Origin of the sequence: uncultured Brevundimonas sp. (assembly GCF_947305955.1) — a bacterium.
In the GTDB taxonomy this organism is placed as follows: Bacteria; Pseudomonadota; Alphaproteobacteria; order Caulobacterales; family Caulobacteraceae; genus Brevundimonas.
Genome location: NZ_CAMZFB010000008.1, coordinates 1 through 22,086, shown reverse-complemented (window position 1 = coordinate 22,086; position 22,086 = coordinate 1). Strand labels below are relative to the sequence as shown.

General features: G+C 62.7%; 18 protein-coding genes. 2 read left to right on the top strand and 16 right to left on the bottom strand.

Annotated features, from left to right (window positions below):
* Position 1: 1 nt before the first annotated feature.
* The 12 genes from lpxD to dnaE all read right to left on the bottom strand — a co-directional run bounded on the left by lpxD (position 2) and on the right by dnaE (position 15,098).
* Entirely contained in the window at positions 2–1,015 is a 1,014-nt protein-coding gene (gene lpxD, locus Q0Y42_RS03620) for a UDP-3-O-(3-hydroxymyristoyl)glucosamine N-acyltransferase (RefSeq protein WP_297800280.1), read from the bottom strand.
* 10 nt (positions 1,016–1,025) lie between these two features.
* A complete protein-coding gene (locus Q0Y42_RS03615; RefSeq protein WP_297800278.1) occupies positions 1,026–1,607 on the bottom strand; it encodes an OmpH family outer membrane protein in 582 nt (193 codons plus the stop codon).
* A gap of 33 nt (positions 1,608–1,640) precedes the next feature.
* Positions 1,641–4,043 (bottom strand): outer membrane protein assembly factor BamA, encoded by a 2,403-nt coding sequence (gene bamA / locus Q0Y42_RS03610; protein ID WP_297800276.1) that lies wholly within the window; start codon positions 4,041–4,043, stop codon positions 1,641–1,643.
* A gap of 41 nt (positions 4,044–4,084) precedes the next feature.
* Positions 4,085–5,302 (bottom strand): RIP metalloprotease, encoded by a 1,218-nt coding sequence (locus Q0Y42_RS03605; RefSeq protein ID WP_297800273.1) that lies wholly within the window; start codon positions 5,300–5,302, stop codon positions 4,085–4,087.
* A gap of 26 nt (positions 5,303–5,328) precedes the next feature.
* The gene (gene dxr / locus Q0Y42_RS03600) at positions 5,329–6,525 is read right to left on the bottom strand and encodes a 1-deoxy-D-xylulose-5-phosphate reductoisomerase (RefSeq protein WP_297800271.1); all 1,197 of its coding nucleotides are present in this window, start codon (positions 6,523–6,525) and stop codon (positions 5,329–5,331) included.
* Positions 6,522–7,340 (bottom strand): phosphatidate cytidylyltransferase, encoded by an 819-nt coding sequence (locus Q0Y42_RS03595; RefSeq protein ID WP_297800269.1) that lies wholly within the window; start codon positions 7,338–7,340, stop codon positions 6,522–6,524. Before Q0Y42_RS03595 ends, dxr begins: the two co-directional genes overlap by 4 nt.
* A complete protein-coding gene (gene uppS / locus Q0Y42_RS03590) occupies positions 7,340–8,104 on the bottom strand; it encodes a polyprenyl diphosphate synthase (protein ID WP_297800267.1) in 765 nt (254 codons plus the stop codon). Before uppS ends, Q0Y42_RS03595 begins: the two co-directional genes overlap by 1 nt.
* 41 nt (positions 8,105–8,145) lie before the next feature.
* Positions 8,146–8,703 (bottom strand): ribosome recycling factor, encoded by a 558-nt coding sequence (gene frr, locus Q0Y42_RS03585; RefSeq protein WP_297800265.1) that lies wholly within the window; start codon positions 8,701–8,703, stop codon positions 8,146–8,148.
* A 32-nt stretch (positions 8,704–8,735) separates the two neighbouring features.
* Entirely contained in the window at positions 8,736–9,473 is a 738-nt protein-coding gene (pyrH, locus tag Q0Y42_RS03580; RefSeq protein WP_297800264.1) for a UMP kinase, read from the bottom strand.
* Between the two features lie 142 nt (positions 9,474–9,615).
* The gene (gene tsf / locus Q0Y42_RS03575) at positions 9,616–10,554 is read right to left on the bottom strand and encodes a translation elongation factor Ts (RefSeq protein WP_297800261.1); all 939 of its coding nucleotides are present in this window, start codon (positions 10,552–10,554) and stop codon (positions 9,616–9,618) included.
* Positions 10,555–10,653: 99 nt separating this feature from the next.
* Positions 10,654–11,439, bottom strand: coding sequence for a 30S ribosomal protein S2 (gene rpsB / locus Q0Y42_RS03570; protein ID WP_297800259.1), 786 nt, complete (start codon positions 11,437–11,439; stop codon positions 10,654–10,656).
* A 206-nt stretch (positions 11,440–11,645) separates the two neighbouring features.
* Positions 11,646–15,098, bottom strand: coding sequence for a DNA polymerase III subunit alpha (gene dnaE, locus Q0Y42_RS03565; protein WP_297800257.1), 3,453 nt, complete (start codon positions 15,096–15,098; stop codon positions 11,646–11,648).
* 330 nt (positions 15,099–15,428) lie between these two features.
* Here dnaE and Q0Y42_RS03560 point away from each other — a divergent pair, with 330 nt between their 5' ends.
* A complete protein-coding gene (locus Q0Y42_RS03560; RefSeq protein WP_297800255.1) occupies positions 15,429–16,526 on the top strand; it encodes a PA0069 family radical SAM protein in 1,098 nt (365 codons plus the stop codon).
* On the opposite strand, the gene Q0Y42_RS03555 is transcribed toward Q0Y42_RS03560, so the two are convergent.
* Positions 16,496–16,897 (bottom strand): hypothetical protein, encoded by a 402-nt coding sequence (locus tag Q0Y42_RS03555; protein ID WP_297800253.1) that lies wholly within the window; start codon positions 16,895–16,897, stop codon positions 16,496–16,498. The two genes, Q0Y42_RS03560 and Q0Y42_RS03555, sit on opposite strands and share 31 nt — an antisense overlap.
* 21 nt (positions 16,898–16,918) lie before the next feature.
* On the bottom strand, positions 16,919–18,163 hold the full coding sequence (locus Q0Y42_RS03550; RefSeq protein WP_297800251.1) for a class I SAM-dependent RNA methyltransferase: 1,245 nt from the start codon (positions 18,161–18,163) through the stop codon (positions 16,919–16,921).
* Positions 18,164–18,326: 163 nt separating this feature from the next.
* Between Q0Y42_RS03550 and Q0Y42_RS03545 the strand changes: the two genes are divergently transcribed.
* Entirely contained in the window at positions 18,327–18,926 is a 600-nt protein-coding gene (locus Q0Y42_RS03545; protein WP_297800249.1) for a hypothetical protein, read from the top strand.
* Positions 18,927–19,005: 79 nt separating this feature from the next.
* On the opposite strand, the gene Q0Y42_RS03540 is transcribed toward Q0Y42_RS03545, so the two are convergent.
* Positions 19,006–19,740: a TlyA family RNA methyltransferase gene (locus Q0Y42_RS03540; RefSeq protein ID WP_297800247.1), complete on the bottom strand. Its 735-nt coding sequence runs from the start codon at positions 19,738–19,740 to the stop codon at positions 19,006–19,008.
* The coding region (locus tag Q0Y42_RS03535) for a valine--tRNA ligase (RefSeq protein ID WP_297800245.1) at positions 19,737–22,086 on the bottom strand (2,350 nt) is incomplete at its 5' end. The genes Q0Y42_RS03535 and Q0Y42_RS03540, both read right to left, overlap by 4 nt.

Sequence of the window (22,086 nt, the reverse complement as noted above, 5' to 3'; positions counted from 1 at the left end):
CTCAGGAATCCTTTGCGTCACGCGGTTTTGACGCCTGTTTGGAGACCCATACGGTTTCGCGCAGGAAACGACGCAGGGGTCTGGCCGGATAGCCGGACCAGGTTTCGCCAGCAGGAACATCGGCCAATACGCCAGCCCCTGCGGCTACTCGGGCCCCCTCCCCGATATTGATGTGGTCGCCGATACCCGCCTTGCCACCAAAGATGACATTGTCACCCGTGGTCACAGAGCCGGAAATGCCCGTGTTGCCAGCGAGCAGGTTATTGCGACCGATGACACAGTTGTGGCCGATCATCACCAGATTATCGATCTTGGTGTTCTCGCCGATGACGGTGTCGTCGAACGCGCCGCGATCCACGCAGGAGTTCGCACCGATGGTGACGTTGTCTTGAATGATCACGCGGCCCAGCTGCGGAATGTCCACCGGACCGTTGCGCGATACCGCCGCTCCGAAACCGGCCTCGCCGATGCGAACACCGGAATAGATCTTCACCCTGTCCCCCAACAGGCAGAAGAAGAGGCTGGCACTGGAGCCGATGGTGCAGTCGCGACCGATCTGCACGCCCGGGCCAATGACGGTGTTGGCACCGATGTACGAACCACGGCCGATCCGTGCGCCCTCGCCGATCACCACACCGGGTTCGATCACCACAGTGTCGTCCTCGGCAGCCTCGGCCAGCGGAATGGCCCGCAGCAGGCGTCGCGGCTCGTGCAGCATCATGGACGTCAGGGCCCAGTCGGCCTGCGCCTGACGTGATGCGATGACGGCCACACCGGCCGGCACATGGTCAACCATGGACGGGTGCACAATCACGCACGCGGCCTTGGTCTTCTCCAAGTCCGGCAGGTATTTGCGATCGCCCATAAAAGCGATAGCGCCCCCGTCCTTGCCGGACAGGGGCGCAACCGCCGAAACGATGACCTCTCCACCCCGGATCACCTCCGCGCCGAGTTCGGCGGCGATGGCGGAGACCGTGCGGGGGGGCAAGGTCGTGAAGAAGGTCGTGTCGGGCATGGCCCTGATATTAGTTCTGGGCTTGGACCGGAACCGGCATGCGGTTGAACGACAGCGTCGGCAGCTGGGCGTTCAGGCGCTGGATGACGGTGTCGGTGATGTCCATGGCCGGGTTGATGTAGGCCACTGCGTCTGCCGACAGCAGAACGCCGCAACCACGCTCTTGGTAGACAGCGATCACGATCGGACGAGCAGCGGTGTCGATGGCTTGAGCCTGAACCGACTGGGTGTAGCGCAGTTCGTTAGCGCGGGTTTGCTGCAGTTGTTGCAGTTCGCGGTCACGGTTTTGCAGAGCCTGAACGCGCGAGTTGCGGTCGGCTTCCGACAGGCTGGCAGCGCTTTGTTGCAGCTGTTGGGCTTCGGACTCGATGGCGGTGGCGTACGGCTGAAGCTCGCCTTGAACTTCTTGGTACAGTTGAACCATGCGCGATTGCAGGGCTTGGCCAGCAGCCGAAGCCCCCAGAACGCGCTCGCCCGAGAACGAGCAGACGCCCGGCAGAACCGGACCCGGGTTGGTCGGAGCCTGTTGTGCAGCAGCAGCCGAGGCCGTCAGCGTTGCCAGCGCAAAAGCGCCAATCGAAAGCATCTTCATAATCTTAAGCCTTAGTGCGGAAATAGCCGCGGTTTAGAACTGGGTTGAAGTCGAGAAACGGAAGGTTTCGGTCTTGTCGTAGTCTTCCTTCGAGAGGACCTTCGACAGGTCGAAACGGATCGGGCCCATCGGCGAACGCCAGTGGATGCTGAGGCCCGCGGCGGCGCGCAGAGCCATGTCGTCGACGATGTTGGCGTTCGGCATACCTTGTGCGTTGACTAGATAACGGTCGTCCAGTTGGCCCAGCGTACCCACGTCGGCGAACAGGCTGGTCTTGATGCCATACTGTTCTGGCAGGCCGTTCGGTACGGTCAGTTCAACGGTACCAATCGCATAGAAGTTCCCGCCCAGAGCGTCGGTCGTGCTCAGGTCACGCGGGCCCATGCCGGCCGTTTCAAAGCCACGGAAGCTTTGGCCGCCCTTGAAGAAGCGGTCGTTAATGCGGATCGAGTCACCAGCCCAACCCGCGACATAGCCGACGGAGCCCTGAACACTGACGACCCATTCCGGACGGATGCCATAGTAGTAGGCACCGTCGAGTTCGGTCTTGATGTAGTTCACGTCACCGCCGATGCCGGCGAAGTCCTGACGCAGAGCCGTGGTCCAGCCACGGGTCGGACGGACCGGATCGTTACGGCGGTCAACAAACAGGGTGTAGCCCGCCGACGAGTTCAGATAGGCACCGATCTGGTCGCAGAGGGCCGACGAGCCCATGCCCGCGTTCGAGCAATAGCTGTTCGGCACCATCACTTCATCGTCCTTGATGAAGTAGCGCAGGCTCAGACGGGTGTAGTTGTTCAGCGGATAGGTCAGACGCACGCCCGCACCGGTCGAGCGGTAGTCGTACGAAGAGTACTCGCTGAGGTCCAGACGGGTGTGGAACAGGTCGAAACCGGCGGCCACATCACGGCCCATGAACTTCGGCTCGGTGAAGCGGAAGTCGATGTTCTGACGGATCGAACCCCATTCGGCGCGAGCCACGATGTTCTGGCCACGACCACGGAAGTTACGCTCGGTCACGCCGAGGTTCAGGGTGAAGCTGTCGAACGAGCTGAAGCCAGCGCCCACCGACAGTTCGCCGGTCGGCTGTTCTTCGACGGTCACGTTAACGATCGAGCGGTCCGGGGCCGAGCCACGGGTCTCTTCGATCTTCACGTCCTTAAAGAAGCCGAGGGCGCGCAGGTTGTTACGCGAGCGTTCCAGCAGCGAGCGGTTGAAGGCATCGCCCTCGCCCAGCATCATTTCGCGACGGATGACCGTATCCAGCGTGCGGGTGTTGCCCACCACATTGATGCGGTCCACATAAACGCGAGCGCCTTCGCGGACGTTGAAGGTCACGTCGACGGTGTCAGTATCCGGATTGGCGCGATAGGTCGGGTTGATGTCGACGAAGGCATAACCCGCCGAACCGGCCGCGAAGGTCAGGGTATCGACGGCGGCTTCGATGCGGTCGCTCTGGTACAGGTCGCCCGAGCGGATCGGCAGCAGTGCCGTCAGGAAGTCGGCGTTCAGACGGTCGCTCTCGGTGACCACCTTCACTTCGCCGAAGTTGTACTTGTCGCCTTCGTCCACGGTGATGGTCACCGCAAAGGCGCTGTTGTCCGGCTTCAGCTCGGCAACCGACGAACGGATGGTGAAGTCGTAGTAGCCACGGTTCGTATAGAATTTACGCAGCTGCTCGCGGTCATAGTCCAGACGGTTCGGGTCGTAGTTGTCGTTCGACGAGAACAGACGCCACCAGCGCGAGGTCTGGGTCACCATCACTTCGCGCAGGTCCGCATCCGAGAAGGCGCGGTTGCCGAGGAAGGTGATGCCCGAGATGCCGCTTTCCGGACCTTCATCGATCTCGAACACGACGTCGACGCGGTTCTGCTCCAGCTGGACCAGACGCGGGGTCACGGTTGCCGAGATACGGCCTGCCAGACGGTACAGTTCGACGATCTTACCCACGTCTTCCTGAACGCGGGCGCGGGTATAGATGCCGCGCGGGTTGATCGAGACTTCGTCGCGAAGCTTCTTCTCGGTGAGGGCCTTGTTACCCTCGAAGGTCACCTGGTTGATGATCGGGTTTTCGACCACCTCGATCACCAGATCGCCATTCGGCTGAAGACCCAGCTGAACGTTCGCAAACAGGTTGGTGCGGTACAGAGTGCGGACCGCGACGTCGAACGTCACCGGATCGACGATGTCACCCGGCTGGATCGGCAGGTACGACAGCACGGTCGTCTGGTCGATACGCTGGTTACCGGTCACCAGAATGCGGTTAACGCGGGCACGCTCAACATCTTCAACAACAACCTGAGGCGTAGCCTCGGCCGCAGGAGCCGCTGCAGGCGCAGCCTGCTGTGCGAACGCCGGTGTCGCCAGGCCAGCGGCCACGACAAGAGCGATCCCACTCGGACCCAGGATACGCGCGCGATTAGAAGTTCGGTTCATCAGGTCGATCATTCGGGATGTCCTTAGGGGCAGGTCTCGACTCACGCGACGAGCCCGCCAAGGAATTTGAAGATATTCAGCTTCTGTAAGTCGTTCCAAGTGGCGAACAACATCAAACAGGCCAACATGGCAAGTCCAACTCTATAACCAGCGGCCTGGATTCGGGCGTCCAGAGGGCGACGTGCCACAGCCTCGTAAGCATAGAACATCAAATGTCCCCCATCCAGAACAGGAATCGGCAAAAGATTTAGAAAACCGATTCCGACCGAAAGTATGGCGGCAAAACTGGTTAGCGTCAGTACCAGGTTGATGGCCGCCGCACGCGGATCGGGGTCAACCGACACCGCAGCATTGGTCAAAGCGCCCGAAGCACGGGCGATTCCCAGAGGGCCGCTGAACTGGTCACCGCTCTCGCGGCCCATGAAAATGCGGCCGATATATTTCAGCGTGGTCCCCAGAATGTCGCGGATTTCCTCCGCGCCCTTCGCGACTGCGGCGACCGGCGAATAGCGGACGTGACGCGCATCGGCGCGGGTCGATCCCAGTTCGACCCCCAGTCGGCCCATGGAGACACGCCCACCGATAGGATCCTGGACCACGGCGCGCTCGGGCGTCGCATTCAGCGAGATAACTTCCCCTGCCCGTTCGACGGTAAAGGCGACCGGCGTGCCGCTGGACAGAGCGACAAAGCGAACCACCTCGCTACTGTCCTCGATCAGCTTGCCGTTGACGTGGGTGATTAGATCGCCCGACTGGAAGCCCGCCACAGCCGCCGGAGATTCCGGCAGGATGTTCACCACCCGCGCCGGACGCTGCATCACGCCGACGACGGAGAAAAGGAATGTAAAGATGACAATGGCCAGCAGGAAGTTGGCCAGCGGGCCACCCGCAACCACCAGAGCACGCTGCCAGATCGGCTTGAAATACAGATAGTCGCGCTCGGCACCCGCGCCGTGCTGGGCGACGATCCGTTCACGGAGCTGGGCCAGACCGGCCTGATCGGGAACACCCGTATCGTCCAGATCGCCAGCAAACTTGACGTAGCCACCCAGCGGAAGCCAGCCAACGCGCCATTCGACACCATGACGGTCGTTGCGCGAAAAGATCGCCCGGCCGAAGCCGATGGCGAACCGTTCGATCTTCACGCCAAAGGCGCGCGCCGTCAGGAAGTGACCGAGTTCGTGGATCGTGACGACAACCGTGAGCACGACCAGAAACGGCACTATATAGGTGACCAATTGGCCCAAAAAGCCGATCATCCGGTCTCCAGTCTCAAAGCGCGGCGCTAGGCCGCTAGATCGAGCGATTTGACGATATCACGCGCAATCGCACGGGCAGCTTCGTCCACCGCCAATGCCGATTCAGCCGCGTCACCGTCGCCGATCGCCAAGCCAACACTGTCAGCCCGTTCAAGGGTTTCGGTGATGACTGCGGCAATATTTAGAAATGCCAATCGTCGGTCAAGGAACGCGAACGCAGCGACCTCGTTCGCCGCGTTGAAAACGATGGGCGAAACGCCGCCTGCCTCAAGTGCCTCGCGGGCCAGCTTGAGCGCAGGGAAACGCTGGGTGTCGGGAGCCTCGAACGTCAGCTTGCCGATAGTGGCAAGGTCCAGCTTCTTGGCAGGCCACGGCATGCGGTCCGGCCAAGACAGTGCGCACGCAATCGGCGTCTTCATGTCGGGCGGGCCGAGCTGGGCCAGCGTCGAGCCGTCCACGTATTCGACAAGGCTATGCACGATGGATTCAGGGTGAATCACCACATCGATCTTCGATTGCGGCATACCGAACAGATAGGCCGCCTCGATCAGTTCGAGGCCCTTGTTGGCCATCGATGCGCTGTCGACGGAAATCTTTGCGCCCATCGACCAGTTGGGGTGCGCCACCGCCTGTTCGGGCGTGATGGACCGCATCGCTTCCAGCGGCGTTTGGCGGAAAGGACCGCCCGACGCCGTGAGGATCAGCCGTTCAATCCGTTCGGGACGCTCGGCTGTAAAAACCTGAAAAATGGCTGAGTGTTCGGAGTCTACGGGGATGATCCGGCCGCCAGACTTCGCCACACGATCCAACAAGGCCGGACCGCAGCAGACGAGACTTTCCTTGTTCGCCAGCGCCAGCGTCGCCCCCGTCGAAGCCGCGGCCCACGCGGAGCGCAGCCCGGCTGCACCGACGATGGAGGCCATCACCCAATCAGCGGGGCGCGTCGCGGCTTCCACAATGGCCGACGCACCGGCGGCCACCTCGGTTTCGGTACCCGCCAAAGCAGCGGACAGAGACTCGCGGCGGCTCTCGTCAGCGATCACCACCAGCTTGGGCTTCCAGCGGCGGCATTGCTCCGCCAGCTTTTCGACGTTGCGCCCGCCCGTCAGAACCTCGACCTCAAAACGGCCCGATCCGGTCGCCTCGGCGGCTTCCATGAGTTCGAGCGTGGAGGTGCCGACCGAGCCGGTCGAGCCCAGAACACTGACGCGACGGCTGATCACCCGTGACCCCCAATCAGGATCACGATCAGGCGACCGATCGAAACAACAACAACGGCGAACATCAAACCGTCCACGCGATCCAGCAGACCGCCGTGGCCGGGGATCAGGTTACCCGCATCCTTGACCCCGAAACGGCGCTTGAGCGCGGATTCCCAAAGGTCGCCGCCCATGGTCGCCAGTGCTGCAGTCAGGCCCAGAACGCCGCCCCAGATGAAATTCAGCGCGCCCATATCCAGCCATGCCGCCATGGCCGAGCCAGCGATCATGCCTGCCAGAAGCCCACCGATGAAACCGGACCATGTCTTGTTGGGCGAAAACTTGGGCCACAGCTTTGGCCCGCCCACCGCACTGCCTACCAGATAGGCCAGAATGTCGGCAGCCCATGCGACGGTGAAGACCAGAACGGTCCAGTACAGCCCCTGTTCGGAGTTGGACGCCCGCAGCCAGATCAGCAGGATACAGGGCCAGCCGAGGTAGAGCACGCCATAGGCGGCATCCAGCCCCTCGCCGCCCCGACGATGGGCGATCAGGCCCGCCGCAGCCGCACCGAATACAAGGAGCACAAACGCTAGCGACATCAGCCCGACATGTGCCGCCACCAGCGGCGCAACCACGCCCGCCGTCACGGCCATGCCCACGACCTTCCAGTCGCGCGGCTCGCTCATACGTGCCCATTCAAAGGCCAGCAGCATGCCTGCGGCAAAGATCAGCGCGGAGAACCAAACGCCGCCCGCCCACATGGCCAATACGGCCGCGGGGGCCAGCACCAGCGCAGAGGCCGCTCGTAGGGCAATATCCTTGGGTTTGAGGGCCATTACGAACCCGCTTTCTCAGCTGAAGCCGTCACGTGGCCCTCTACGACTTCGCGGCCGCCAAACCGGCGCTCGCGGCAGGAAAACTCTTCAACGGCGGCTTTCAGCGCCTCGGGCCCGTAGTCAGGCCACAGAATCGGTTGGAAAACCAGTTCGGCATAGGCGGCTTCCCACAAAAGGAAGTTCGACAGCCTTTGCTCGCCGGATGTCCGGATAATCAGGTCTACAGGGGGCGCGTCTCGGGTGGACAACTGCTCAGCCAGTACCTGCTCGGTCAGCTCGAAACGCCCCTGCTCTGCCGCGCGGTCGATCAGCACCTGGGCGGCATCGACCAGATCGGCATGAGCGCCATAGTTGAAGGCCACCTGCAAAAGGAAACGGTCATTGCCCGCGGTCTGACGCTCGGCCTTTTCGATCGTTTCGATGATGTCGCGGGACAGGCCCTTGCGGCGACCCAGAACCTTGATCCGGACACCTTCCTGATCGAGCCGCTTGAGGTCTGCACCCACGAATTTGTGCAGCAACCCCATGAGGTCGGAAACCTCGTCGGCGGGCCGGTTCCAGTTCTCGGTCGAGAAACCGAAAATGGTCAGGCATTGGATGCCCAGTTCCGGTGCCGCCTTGATGGTGCGACGCAGTGCCTGAACGCCCTCGCGGTGACCCAGCGCACGGGGCACACCCCTGCGCTCGGCCCATCGACCGTTACCGTCCATAATGATGGCCACATGCAGTGGCTGGCGGTCATGTGAAGCGGTTGAGGCCGACATCAGGCACTGGTCCTAAAAGAAACGAGAAGGTGCAGGTCGGGTTAGACCTGCATGATCTCGACTTCCTTGGCCTTGAAGATCTCGTCGATGCGCTTGACGGCGGCGTCGGTGTCCTTCTGGACCTCGGCTTCCATCTTCTTTTGATCGTCCTGGCTGATTTCGCCGGCCTTTTCGGCCTTCTTCAGCTCGTCGTTGGCGTCGCGGCGGACGTTACGGACGGCGATCTTCTTGTCCTCGGCGTACTTGCCAGCCAGCTTCACCAGCTCCTTACGGCGCTCTTCGGTCAGCGGCGGGATCGGGATACGCAGGGTCTGGCCGTCAACGACCGGATTCAGGCCCAGACCGGCAGCGCGGATGGCCTTCTCGACCGAAACCACCATGCCACGGTCCCATACGTTGACCGAGATCATGCGCGGTTCCGGCACCGAAACGGCCGCCACAGCGTTCAGCGGCGACATCGAGCCATAGGCCTCGACCATCACCGGATCCAGCAGGCCCGAGTTGGCGCGGCCCGTACGCAGGCCGGCATAGTCGTCCTTCAGGGAGTTGACCGACTTGTCCATGCGGTCGCGGAAAACTTTGAGATCAGGTTTCGCCATGAGGATTGGTCCTAAAGGTCGTTCGTGCCGGATTAAGCCGGCTTATTGGTGATGACGGTGAAGGTACCTTCGCCCGTCAGGGTTTTCATCAGCGAGCCTTCTTCGCGGATGGAGAAGACAACAATCGGCACGCCGCTGTCACGCATCAGAGCAATCGCCGAGGCATCCATGACGCGCAGGTCCTTGGCCAGCACGTCCTGATAGCTCAGGGTCTCGTAACGGGTCGCGGTCGGGTCCTTTTTCGGATCGGCGGTATAGACGCCGTCAACGCTGGTGCCCTTGAGCAAAGCGTCGCAGCCCATTTCCGCAGCGCGCAGAGCCGCGCCCGAATCCGTGGTGAAGAACGGTGCGCCCACGCCAGCGGCAAAGATCACCACGCGGCCCTTTTCAAGGTGACGCAGGGCCTTGCGGCGGATGTAGGGTTCGGCGATGGCGGCCATCGGAATGGCGCTCTGGACGCGGGTTTCGATGCCGATCTTTTCCAGCGCGCCCTGCATGGCCAGCGCGTTCATGATGGTGGCCAGCATGCCCATATAGTCGGCCTGGGCACGGTCCATGCCCTCGGCTGCCTTGGACAGGCCACGGAAGATGTTGCCGCCGCCGATCACGAGGCAGATTTCAACGCCCTGACGCGCCACAGCCGCAACGGCCGCCGCCACGACATCCACCGTCTTGGTGTCGATGCCATAGGCCTGATCGCCCATCAGCACCTCACCCGAAACCTTCAGAAGAACGCGCTTGTAGCGGAAGTCAGGAGTGGCGTCGGTCATGCGGCAATCATCCGTAGAAATAGTGTCACGCATCCGCGCGAAAAAGGAATCGGCGGATCCATCATAAGCGAAGGGCGCGTCAGCCTTCAAAGCCGAACGCGCCCTTTTAACTCTATCTTCCCAATAAGGAAGATTTTTTGGCTTAGTTGCCGCCCGTCATCGAGGCGACTTCAGCAGCGAAGTCCGGAGTGTCGGCCTTCTCGACGCCTTCACCCAGAGCCAGACGCACGAAGCCAGCCAGCTTCAGCTCAGCGCCCAGTTCCTTACCGGTGTTGGCAACCAGCTGCTCGACAGTCACGTCCGGATCCATCACGAACGGCTGCTTCGACAGAACAACTTCCTTTTGGAACTTGTTGATTTGGCCTTCCACGATCTTTTCGATCATGGCTTCCGGACGGCCTTCTTCCTTGGCCTTTTCGATCAGAACGGCACGTTCCTTCTCGATAGCGGCCGGATCGAGGTCCGAGGTGTCCAGAGCCAGCGGAGCGGTAGCCGCAACGTGCATGGCGATCTTGCGGCCCAGTTCACGGACAGCAGCCTTGTCACCAGCGCCTTCGATGGCGACCAGCACGCCGATGCGGCCGACGCCCGGCGACACAGCGTTGTGGACGTACGAAGCTACAGCGCCTTGCTCGACCGACAGACGGGCCGAACGACGCAGAGTCATGTTCTCGCCGATGGTGGCGATCAGCTGGGTGATTTCGTCAGAAACGGTACGGCCGTTTTCCAGCGTAGCAGCCGAGATGGCTTCAACGCCTTCGTTCTTCAGAGCCAGCTGAGCGAATTGCTTGGCTGCGGTCTGGAACAGGTCGTTACGGGCAACGAAGTCGGTTTCAGCGTTGAACTCGATGGCAGCAGCGGTTTCGCCAGCGCCGTTTTCTTCGGTTGCAACAGCAACAACGCCTTCAGCAGCGACGCGGTCAGCCTTCTTGGCGGCCTTGGACAGGCCCTTGGCGCGCAGCCAGTCGATGGCGGCTTCGATGTTACCGTCGTTTTCCTGCAAGGCCTTCTTGCAGTCCATCATGCCGACGCCCGAACGCTCGCGAAGTTCCTTCACGAGGGCGGCAGTGATCTCGGCCATGTTCTTCTCCTGAAATTCGATTGAGCGGCCGGACCATTAGCCCGGCCGCATGTCGGTTTGACGTGAGTTCGCCCCTATATAGGGACGAACCGTCAGAAATCAGCCTTGAGCAGCTTCTTCAGCAGCCGGAGCTTCTTCGGCAGCCAGAGCCGGCTCGACCGGAGCTTCCAGAGCACCCAGGTCGATACCTTGGGCAGCAGCACCAGCAGCCAGACCGTCCAGAACGGCGTCGGCGATCAGGTCGCAGTAGGTTTGGATGGCGCGAGCGGCGTCGTCGTTACCCGGGACCGGATAGGTGATGCCGTCCGGATCCGAGTTGGTGTCCAGGATAGCGATGATCGGGATGTTCAGCTTGCGAGCTTCTTGGATCGCGATCGATTCCTTGTTGGTGTCGATCACGAACATGATGTCCGGAACCGAACCCATGTCCTTGATGCCGCCCAGCGACAGCTCCAGCTTGTCCTTCTCGCGTTGCAGGGTCAGCAGTTCTTTCTTGTTACGGCCTTCGCCGCTTTCCAGAATGCCTTCCAGTTCGCGCAGACGCTGGATCGAACCCGAAACGGTGCGCCAGTTGGTCAACGTACCGCCGAGCCAACGGTTGTTCATGTAGTACTGGGCGCAGCGCTTGGCAGCTTGAGCGACCGGATCAGCAGCTTGACGCTTGGTACCAACGAACAGAACACGACCGCCCTTGGCAGCCACGTCGCGAACAGCAACCAGAGCCTGGTGCATCAGCGGCATGGTTTGCGACAGGTCGATGATGTGGATGTTCGAGCGCGAACCGAAGATGTAGCGTTCCATCTTCGGGTTCCAGCGGTGCGTCTGGTGACCAAAGTGAGCGCCAGCTTCCAGCAGGGTGCGCATCGAGAATTCAGGCAGAGCCATGATCGTATTATCCTTTTTCCGATCAAACCTAGCGCGGGTGATTAAAGGACGTACGGTCCCTCGGAACGGAGCAGGTCGGGATTTCTCCCCAACCGCGCCTCACCCACGTGCGAAGTGCGCCGCCCCTCTACGCCCCGACGGGCAAAAACGCAAGAGGCAGCGCCAAGAAAACTCAAGTCCGTCAAAGACATTGCCGCGACGCCGGATCAGGCATCCTCGAGCATCACGACACCCGGCACTGTTTTAAGGGCACCACGCAGGGCGGCATCCAGACGATAGCGACCCGGCAGCTTCACCTCGACCTCGGTGCGGCCTTGCAGGGTCGTCTGGATCCAGACCTCCCCGCCCTTCCCTTGCGAACGGGCGCGCTCTAGACGGGACTTCAGCGCCTCTGGATCGGAAGAGCCTGCCGACACAATCACGCGCAGGCCGATGTTGGCATCGTCCAGCAGCACATCCATGCGGCTGGCGTCGTCACCAAAGAAGCGGACCTCACCATCCGACGCCTTGGCGCGGACCTTGACCAGCACGGCGGAGCCGACCTCAAGGATGTCGCGGCAACGGCGCAGCTGTTCGGGCGGGAACAGACATTCAAACTCGCCCGTCGGGTCGGAGAAGCTGACGAAGGCGAATTTCTCGCCGTTCTTGTTCGGACGCTCCTGTTTACGGCGCACGACACCAGCCATCTGGAAGGCTTCATGTCCAGCCTCCGCCAGTCCGGTCGCCTCGGCCACGAAGGTGACCCGCTTGCGCTTCAGCGCCGGCGTCAGTTCCTCCAGCGGGTGGCCCGACAGATAGAAGCCGACCGCCGACAGTTCCTGATCCAGCTTATCCGGTCCGGCCCACGGCTCGACGGCACGTAGGCGCGGACGGGCGGCGGACGCCTGATCGGCACCGAACAGGCTGACCTGCGCCGAGGCGCGTTCGGCCGCGACGCTCTGACAATACGCGACAAGAACATCGGCCTGCTCGAACAGCTGGCGGCGGTTCGGGTGGATGCTGTCAAACGCCCCTGCCCGCGCCAGACCTTCCAGCGCGCGTTTGTTGACGACCTTGGGATCGACGCGTTCGAGGAAGTCGAAGATATCCTTGAACGGTCCCGTCTCGTTCCGCACCTCGACCACGTGCTTCATGGCTTCGAGGCCCACGTTGCGGATAGCCCCCAGCGCATAGAGCACGCTGCCCTTGCCATCCTCCCACGAGACGTCGAAGTCGGCGGACGAACGGTTGATGTCGGGCGCCAGCACCGGAATCTCGAAGCGGCGGCAGTCCTGATAGAAGACGGCCAGCTTGTCGGTGTTCGACAGATCAAGGCTCATGGACGCGGCGAAGAACTCGACCGGATGGTTGGCCTTCAGCCAGCCCGTCCAGAACGAGATCAGCGCATAGGCGGCGGCGTGCGATTTGTTGAAGCCGTAGCCCGCGAACTTAGCCACAAGGTCGAAGATGGAGCCGGACTGTTCTTCCGGCACGCCCTTTTCCGAAGCGCCCTTCACGAAGCGGAGGCGCTGGAAATCCATCTCCTCCTTCTTCTTCTTACCCATGGCGCGACGCAGAAGGTCGGCTTCGCCCAGGCTGTACCCTGCCAGGATCTGGGCGATCTTCATCACCTGTTCCTGATAGATGATGACGCCGTAGGTCTCGGTCAGGACTTCCTTCAGGCTGGGGTGCAGGTAATCGACCTCGGCACGACCGAATTTACGGTCGATATAGGTGTCGATCATCTCCATCGGGCCGGGGCGGTACAGCGAGATCAGAGCGGTGATCTCTTCGATCGAGCCGCATCGCATCTTGCGCAGCGTGTCGCGCATGCCCTGCGATTCCAGCTGGAACACGCCGACCGTCTGGCCCGAGGCCATCAGTTCATAGGTCTTTTCGTCATCCAGCGGGATGAGGTTCCATTCCGGAGCCTGACCGCGACGCTCCAGGAAGCCCTTGGCGCGGTCCAGAACCGTCAGGGTCTTGAGGCCAAGGAAGTCGAACTTCACCAGACCGGCCGGCTCGACCCACTTCATGTTGAACTGCGACGCCGGAATGGTCGAACGCGGATCCTGATAAAGCGGCACCAGCTCGGTCAGCGGACGGTCGCCGATAACCACACCGGCGGCGTGCGTCGAACAGTTGCGGTAAAGCCCTTCCAGCTCCAGCGAGGTATCCAGCAGCGCCTTGACCGCCGCCTCGTTATCGCGGGCTTCGCGCAGGCGCGGTTCCAGCTCGATGGCCTGCGCCAGCGTCACCGGATTGGCGGGGTTGGCCGGAACCATCTTGGCCAGTCGGTCCACCTGACCGAACGGCAGTTGCATCACGCGGCCCACGTCGCGCAGCACCACACGCGCCTGCAGCGTACCGAAGGTGATGATCTGCGCCACGCGGTCGAAACCGTAGTGGTTCTGGACGTAGGCGATGACCTCTTCGCGACGCTCCTGACAGAAGTCGATATCGAAGTCGGGCATCGATACGCGTTCGGGGTTCAGGAAGCGCTCGAACAGCAGGCCGAAACGCAGCGGGTCGAGGTCGGTAATCGTCAGCGCCCACGCCACCAGCGAGCCCGCCCCCGAACCACGGCCCGGGCCGACCGGAATGTGGTGCAGCTTCGCCCACTTGATGAAGTCCGACACGATCAGGAAGTAGCCCGGGAACCCCATCTGCTGGATGATCCCGATCTCCCACTCCAGACGGTCCCAATAGTCCTGCTCCGGCGCATAATGCTGGTGCCGCGACAGGCGCATCTTCAGCCCCTCGCGGGCCTGGTGCGCCATTTCGTCGGCCTCGGAACGGCCTTCGCCCGTATTGAAGCTGGGCAGAATGGGTTTGTGGGTCTGGGTCAGGAAGGCGCAGCGCCGCGCCACTTCCAGCGTATTGTCGCAGGCTTCCGGCAAGTCAGCGAACAGCGCCCGCATATCCTCGGGCGATTTGAACCAATGCTCGCCCGTAACGCGGCGGCGCTCTTCCTGACCGACAAAGGCACCGTCTGAAATACACAGCAGGGCGTCATGCGCCTTCGCCTGCTCGGCCTTACCGTAATAGACGTCGTTGGTCGCTACCAGCGGCACGTCGTTCTCATAGGCCCAGCCGACAAGTCCACCCTCAGCGGCGGCCTCTTCCGGCAGGTTGTGGCGTTGCAGCTCGACATAGAAGCGGTCGCCGAAAACGCGCTTCATTTCCGCAAGGGCGGCAGCGCCCTCATCCGACTTGCCCGCCGCGAGCAGCGGATCGACAGGACCGTCAGGACCACCCGACAGCAGGATCAGCCCTTCGGAACGCTCGGCCACCAGTTCCCACGGCACGCCCGCCTCGGGCATGTCGATGGTGTCGAGGAAGGAGGACGAAGACAGGGCGCACAGGTTCAACCATCCCTGCTGGTTCTGCGCCAGCAACATGATGGTCGGTACCTTGGACCAGCGTTCGGGCTTGCGGCCACCGATGCCGAAAACCGGAAGGGCGCAACCGACGATCGGCTGGACGCCCGCGTCCTTGGTGTACTGGCTGAACTCCAGCGCGCCGAACAGGTTGGAACGGTCGGCGATCGCCACCGCGGGCATACCCATACCCGCCGCCATGCTGCCGATCTTGCTGGCCTTGATCGCCCCTTCCAGCAGGGAATAGGCGCTTCGGACCCGCAGATGGACAAAGCCGGCGGTTTCAGTGGCGTCGGTCACCTGGACTGCTCCAAACTCGCGGCGCAAACGACCGCAGACTGCTTATGCACGGAGTCGGTACATGATCCCAAGCAGCGGCAAAAGCGTGACGTGCCGACGCGTCACGAAACCAGAAACGCGGCGTGCCAAACCATCCAGACGAAGCTGCCGCACGAAGCCAGCGCCAGAAGATCCTTGAAACGACGAGCCATGGGGTTGATCTCCAATCCACACTTAAATGTTCGATATTTGTTCTAAACATTGCCGAACCCGCGGTGCAAGCGAAATTACGCTGGTGGATGAAATTTTGTTCTTGTTCTGTTCACTTCGGTATGTTCTGCTCCTTCCATCATGATGCAGTCAGCACGCGGGCGCGGGGCCTGCTCCAACGCCAGCGGGCGCTATGAGGCCCTGACCACCGAAGCGATGGAGGACGGGTGGGACACGCGGGACGAGGCACCGCCTCCCCTACGGACCACGCTGACGCCCGAGGCGGCGCGGACGGTCATCACCCGCAACACCAGTCCGGACATCAACTTCGACCGCTCGATCAATCCCTACAGGGGCTGTGAGCATGGCTGCATCTATTGCTACGCCCGCCCCGCCCACGCATGGATGGGCCTGTCACCGGGGCTGGATTTCGAGAGCCGCCTTTTCTTCAAGCCCAATGCCCCCAAACTGCTGACGGAGGAACTGAAGAAGCCGCGCTATCGCTGCGCGCCGATCCACATCGGCGGCAATACCGATCCCTATCAGCCTGTGGACCGCGAGACAGGGCTGACGCGCGGCATTCTGGAGGTTCTCGAGCGGTTCAACCACCCGCTGTCCATCATATCTAAATCGGCCCTGATGGCGCGTGACGCGGACATTTTGGGCCGCATGGGACGCAAAGGACTTGCCCGCGCCTGCGTGTCGATCACCACGCTGGACCGCAAGCTGGCCCGCGCGATGGAGCCGCGCGCCGCCACGCCCGCCAAACGGCTGGAGACCATCAGCCGACTGGCCGATGCGGGCTGTCCGGTCACGGTCGGGTTCGCACCTGTCATTCCCGGCCTGAACGATCACGAACTGGAGGCGGTACTGGAGGCTGCCGCCAAGGCGGGCGCGGCACGTGCCATGTATGTCACCCTGCGCCTGCCGCTGGAGATCAAGGACCTGTTCCGCGAATGGCTGGAACAGGCCCGTCCCGATCGGGCACGGCGTGTCATGTCGCTGGTCCGCCAGACGCGCGGCGGGCGTGACTATGACCCCGACTGGTCACAGAGGATGAAGGGAACAGGTCCCTTAGCGGAGCTTATCGCCACGCGCTTCCGCGCGGCCTGCAAACGCTATCGCCTGGATACGCCCCTGCCCCCGCTGGACTGCTCGCGTTTCCGCGTTCCCGCCAGCGAGAAGGCGCAGGGCGATCTGTTCGATCTTCAGTCGTTCGCGGCCGACGGATCGATATAGTCGCTGACCAGCTGTCGCCACGTAACGTCGGTGGCATCCACAAAGTCCACGTCTTCCATCAGCGCCACCGCACCGTCGCCATCCGGAAGGATGAGGCCGAGGATTTCCATTTCCTCGTCGTCGGCGTTGGTGTGCGCCTCGGCCTGAATAATGACCACAGGCTTCTCGCCGTCCTCGTCCCACCAGATCGCCGGCGGGGGCAGTTCCATATCCAGCGGATAGGGACGCTCGGTGTCGCCAAGGGCGAATACCGCCGCCTTGGCCTGCACGTCGTCCAGCGTCGCCACGCGGCCTGTAAAGGGTTTCAGACGATCCCAATCGTCAAAATCGAAGCCACCGCCGTCGATGTCGTCATCGCGTGCATCGGTCATCACAATATCTTTCGGCAGCGGTCAGCGGCGGAATACGCCGACCAGTTCGATGTGGGTGGACCAGATGAACTGGTCGATCGGCGTCACGGCTTCCAGCCGGAAGCCTGCATCCACCAGAACGCGGGCGTCACGGGCGAAGGTCTGCGGATTGCACGAAACGCCGACGATGGTGTCGGCCTTGGTGCCCGGCAATTGCTGAGTCTGTTCCAGGGCACCCGCGCGCGGCGGGTCCAGAACAATGGCGTCACAGCCCTTGAGGTCATAGGGCGACAGCGGGCGGCGGAACAGGTCCCGCGCCTGCGCCTCGATCCCCTTCAGACCCTTGGCCGTCGGGAAGGCCGCCTTCATGGCCGCGATGGAGGACGCCGCCGAATCCGCCGCCGTGACCGAGGCCACCTCGGCCAGCGGGAAGGTAAAGGTGCCCGCGCCACAGAACAGGTCGGCCACCTTCTTGTGGCCCTTTACCGCCGCGACCACGCGCTCGACCATGGCGGCCTCGGCGGCGGGCGAAGCCTGAAGGAAGCCACCCGCCGGAATCGGAACCGACGCACGGCCAAAGGTCACGCGCGGCTGACGCGCCATGACCAGCGTGTCGCCATCAAGGCTGAGACGCGCCAGATCGCCCTCGGCAGCGGCAGAGATCGCCCGCGCAATCTGGTCGGCCGACGGCCCGCCCGAGCGTTTCTCCACGCCCGTCACATCCACGTCCACGCCGGTATCGGTCAGGGTCGCATGGAGCGTCGGGGCCGACTTGGGATGTGTCAGGAAAACATCGGCGATACGGCGCAGGGTCGGAAACACCGCCACCAGCGCCGGATCGGAAATCGGGCATTCGTTGATTTCAACCAGACGCCACGAGCGCCGCGCCTTGAAGCCCAGCAAGATGCGGCCATTCGGCCCACGGCGCGCGTGCAGAGCGATGCGGCGGCGGCTGGCCGGAGGCGTGGCGACGGTGGCGGCAACCTCGGTCTCCAGCCCCTCGCGTTGCAGGGTGTGGATCACCACATCGCGCTTCCATTCCAGATAGGGCGCGTCAGCCCAGTGCTGGAGAGGCGCCACGCCGCATTCGGCATAGGCTTCGGAGAAGATCGGGCGGCGGTCGGCGCTGGCTTCCACCAGTTCAAAACTCTCGACGCGACCGTCCTTCACCTCGCCGCGCACGACTTCGCCGGGCAAGGCACCGGGTACGAAAACGGCTCCGTTCGGAGTATCGGCGATACCGTCGCCGTGGTGGCCCATACGGGCGATCGTCAGGGTCTGCGTCATTGGGAGCTTCTACCTGCGGATCGTGTCGAAAACAAAGATGAATCAAAATGAACGAAGATGAACGGCGTGATCAACGATTGTTCAGATTCGTACAGCTAAGCCTGATCCCAAGTTCGGAGCGTGCCACTGCCCATGGGCCGCTCCTGTGAGGGAGCTGAATTATATGATCGCCAAGATCACGAAATCCGCCGCTATCGCCTTGGCAGGCATCGCCTGCGCCGCGACCGCCCTGCCAGCTGTGGCTACCGCCCAGTCTTATGGCGGCGGCTATGCCGGAACGCCTGCGACCTATGATCCGTGCCTGCGCGAAACCCGCGAGCGCCAGACGACCGGCGGTCTCGTCGGTGCCGCTATCGGTGCCCTGGCCGGATCGCAAATCGCCCATAGCGGTCGCCGCAGCGAAGGTGCTGTTCTGGGCGGTGTTCTGGGTGCCGCAGTCGGTGCCGGTGTTGGTGGCAGCGCCGCGGCCTGCACCCCCGGTTCGGCCCCGATGCCGGTAGAGGTCTATGAAGCACCGCCGCCGCCTCCCCCGCCGCCTCCGCCCCATCGCCGCTATGACGATGGTCGCCCCAGCAAGCGCGGTGGCTATGACTATTACCGCGACTATCCGGAAAGCTACGAGCAAGGCCGCCCGCAGCCCGCACCGGCACGCGACGAGTGCCAGCTGGCCGAGAGCGAAATCCGTCTGCCGGATGGCCGTGTTGAGACCCGCTATGTCCGCACCTGCCCGGACGAGCGCGGACGCTATCGCGTCGTCGACTAACTCTCAGCCCCCCTGTAATCGATGACGCGTTAAGGGCCGCCGGAAACATCCGGCGGCCCTTTCATTTTAGCCTTCGATCCTAGCGCTTGATCGCCCAGAGCAGGAACTCGCGGTTGCCGTCCCCGCCCTCAATGGGGCTGTCGGCCACGCCCTGAACGGCCCAGCCCTCGGCTTCCAGCCAGTCGCGGACCTTTCTGACCGCCGCCTCATGGGCCGCCACGTCCTTGACAATGCCCTTCTTGCCGATGGCCGACGGGCTGTCGGCCTCGAACTGGGGTTTCACCAAGGTCATCAGATGCGCGCCATCCGCCGCCAGCGACAGCGGAACGGGCAACACCTTCAACAGGCTGATGAAGCTGGCATCGCACACGATCAGGGACGGCGGCTGCGTGATCTGATCCACGCTCAGCTCGCGGGCATCGGTCTTTTCAAGGTTCACGACGCGCGGGTCGGCGGCGATGCGCGAGTGCATCTGCCCCTGCCCCACATCGACGGCAAACACCTTGGCCGCGCCACGGTCCAGACAGACCTCGGTAAAGCCTCCAGTCGAGGCCCCGACGTCCATCGCCACCTTACCCGCCACATCCAGCGACCAAAGCTGGAACGCGCGTTCCAGTTTCAGCGCGCCGCGCCCGACCCAGCGGTGGGCGTCGGCATAGCCGATGTCGGCGTCCTCAAGGACTTTCAGCGAAGCGGCCTTCGCCACCTCGCCGTCCACCGTGACATTGCCCGCCTCGATGGCCGCCTTGGCCTTGGACCGGCTTTCGGCCAGTCCAAGGTTCACAAGGTGTTGGTCGAGCCGGATACGGCTCACGCCATGGCTTCCAGACGTGCCAGTGCGGCCTGCAGCTTGGCCTTGCCAGCTTCGGCATCGGCCAGCTTCTGGCGCTGGTCCTCGACCACTTCCGGTGCAGCGCGCGACACAAAGTTCGGGTTGCCGAGCTTCTTGTTGTAGTGCGCGATATCGCTGTCGAACGCGGCGATTTCCTTGTTCAGACGGGCCTTCTCCGCGCTCAAGTCGATGAAATCGGCCAGCGACAGGGCCACGGTCGAACCGCCCGAGACACAGGTCACAGCACCGGCGGGCGCGGCATCAGCTGCATCCACCGACGACACACGGCCCAGCGTCAGGATCAGGTCGCGGTGACTCGCCAGACGCTCAGCCGTTTCCGCATCCGGATTGACGAAGGCCAGCGGCGGCTTGGCCGACGGCGGCACGTTCATCTCGGCACGCAGACCACGCAGTTCACCGATCAGATCGACCAGCCAGCCGATCTCGGCCTCTGCGGCAGCGTCAACATAGCTGTCCGGCAGTTGCGGCCAGTTGGCACCGATCAGCAAGGTGTCGCGCGACGGGCCAGACTTGCCCAGTTCGGCCCACAGCTCTTCGGTGATGTACGGCATGACCGGATGCAGCAGCTTCAGCGTCTCGTCCAGAACCCAAGCGGTCATGGCGCGGGTCTCGGCCTTGGCGGCCTCGTCCGAGCCGTTGAACACCGGCTTGGCCAGTTCGAGGTACCAGTCGCAGAAGACGTTCCAGATGTAGCGGTACAGGGCACCGGACGCATCGTCGAAACGGCCGCCTTCGATGGCTTCGGAAACGGCGCGTTCGGCCTTGGTCAGTTCGCCACGGATCCAGCGGTTGATGGTCTGCTGGACATTGGCCGGATCGAAACCTTCGACACGGGCGCATTCGTTCATCTGGCTGAAGCGTGCGGCGTTCCACAGCTTCGTGCCAAAATTGCGATAACCTTCAATGCGTTGCTTCGACAACTTAATGTCGCGTGTGCCCGACAGGATGGCCATGGTGAAGCGCAGCGGGTCGGCACCCAGCTCGTCCACGATCTCCAGCGGGTCGATGACGTTGCCCTTGGACTTCGACATCTTCTGGCCCTTCTCGTCGCGGACGAGGCCATTGATGATGACGCGCTTGAACGGGGCATCGCCCATGAAGTGCTTGCCCATCATCATCATGCGGGCAACCCAGAAGAAGATGATGTCGGCGGCGGTGACGAGGTCCGACGTCGGATAGAAACGGGCCAGATCGTCGGTCTTTTCCGGCCAGCCCATCGTCGAGAACGGCCACAGCGCCGACGAGAACCACGTATCCAGCACGTCCTCTTCGCGCGTCAGTTCAACACCGGCACCCAGCTGGGCCTCGGCTTCGGCGCGGGCCTCCTCTTCGGTCTCGGCGACGAAGATCTCACCGTTCGGGCCGTACCAGGCCGGGATCTGGTGACCCCACCACAGCTGGCGCGAAACGCACCACGGCTCGATATTGTTCAGCCACTCGAAATAGACTTTTTCGTACGACTTCGGCTCGAAAACGGTCTCACCGTCCTGAACGGCCTTCAGCGCCGGTTGAGCCAGCGTCTTGGCATCGACCCACCACTGGTCCGTCAGCCACGGCTCGATGACAGCCCCCGAACGGTCGCCGTGCGGGACCTGATGCTTGGTCTTTTCGATTTCCTTCAGCCAGCCGTCTTCCTCGGCTTTGGCGATGATTGCCTTGCGCGCGACGAAACGGTCCATGCCGACATATTCGGCCGGAATTTCCGGAACCTCGTCGGCAATGATGCGGGCCAGCGAGTCCATGATGTTCAGCGCCGGCAGACCCGCACGCTTGCCGACCTGGAAGTCGTTGAAGTCGTGCGCAGGGGTGATCTTCACCGCACCCGAACCCTTTTCCGGATCGGCGTATTCATCGGCCACGATCGGCACGCGGCGGCCTGTGATCGGCAGGACGACTTCCTTGCCAACGAGGCCAGCGTAACGCTCGTCCTTCGGGTGAACGGCCACGCCGGTGTCGCCCAGCATGGTTTCGGGGCGCGTGGTGGCGACCACGATGTAATCGCGGGTCTCGAACTCGGTCGGCTTGCCGTCTTCGTCGAAGGCGACCGGATGTTGATAGGTCACACCATCGGCCAGCGGATAGGCGAAGTGCCAATACGCACCGTCGACTTCCTTCTGCTCGACCTCAAGGTCCGAAATGGCGGTCTGGAAATGCGGGTCCCAGTTCACCAGACGCTTGGCGCGGTAGATCAGGCCCTCTTTATAGAGCTGCACGAACACCTTGCGGACGGCCTCGTTCAGGCCCTCGTCCAGCGTAAAGCGTTCACGCGACCAGGACGGTGTAATTCCCAAAATGTGCATTTGACGC

What these genes read in the sequence shown, in the direction of transcription:
- lpxD (WP_297800280.1), bottom strand. Translation starts at nt 1,015, where the DNA reads ATGCCCGACACGACCTTCTTCACGACCTTGCCCCCCCGCACGGTCTCC.
- Q0Y42_RS03615 (WP_297800278.1), bottom strand. Translation starts at nt 1,607, where the DNA reads ATGAAGATGCTTTCGATTGGCGCTTTTGCGCTGGCAACGCTGACGGCC.
- bamA (WP_297800276.1), bottom strand. Translation starts at nt 4,043, where the DNA reads ATGAACCGAACTTCTAATCGCGCGCGTATCCTGGGTCCGAGTGGGATC.
- Q0Y42_RS03605 (WP_297800273.1), bottom strand. Translation starts at nt 5,302, where the DNA reads ATGATCGGCTTTTTGGGCCAATTGGTCACCTATATAGTGCCGTTTCTG.
- Q0Y42_RS03595 (WP_297800269.1), bottom strand. Translation starts at nt 7,340, where the DNA reads ATGGCCCTCAAACCCAAGGATATTGCCCTACGAGCGGCCTCTGCGCTG.
- uppS (WP_297800267.1), bottom strand. Translation starts at nt 8,104, where the DNA reads ATGTCGGCCTCAACCGCTTCACATGACCGCCAGCCACTGCATGTGGCC.
- frr (WP_297800265.1), bottom strand. Translation starts at nt 8,703, where the DNA reads ATGGCGAAACCTGATCTCAAAGTTTTCCGCGACCGCATGGACAAGTCG.
- pyrH (WP_297800264.1), bottom strand. Translation starts at nt 9,473, where the DNA reads ATGACCGACGCCACTCCTGACTTCCGCTACAAGCGCGTTCTTCTGAAG.
- tsf (WP_297800261.1), bottom strand. Translation starts at nt 10,554, where the DNA reads ATGGCCGAGATCACTGCCGCCCTCGTGAAGGAACTTCGCGAGCGTTCG.
- rpsB (WP_297800259.1), bottom strand. Translation starts at nt 11,439, where the DNA reads ATGGCTCTGCCTGAATTCTCGATGCGCACCCTGCTGGAAGCTGGCGCT.
- Q0Y42_RS03560 (WP_297800255.1), top strand. Translation starts at nt 15,429, where the DNA reads ATGATGCAGTCAGCACGCGGGCGCGGGGCCTGCTCCAACGCCAGCGGG.
- Q0Y42_RS03555 (WP_297800253.1), bottom strand. Translation starts at nt 16,897, where the DNA reads ATGACCGATGCACGCGATGACGACATCGACGGCGGTGGCTTCGATTTT.
- Q0Y42_RS03550 (WP_297800251.1), bottom strand. Translation starts at nt 18,163, where the DNA reads ATGACGCAGACCCTGACGATCGCCCGTATGGGCCACCACGGCGACGGT.
- Q0Y42_RS03545 (WP_297800249.1), top strand. Translation starts at nt 18,327, where the DNA reads ATGATCGCCAAGATCACGAAATCCGCCGCTATCGCCTTGGCAGGCATC.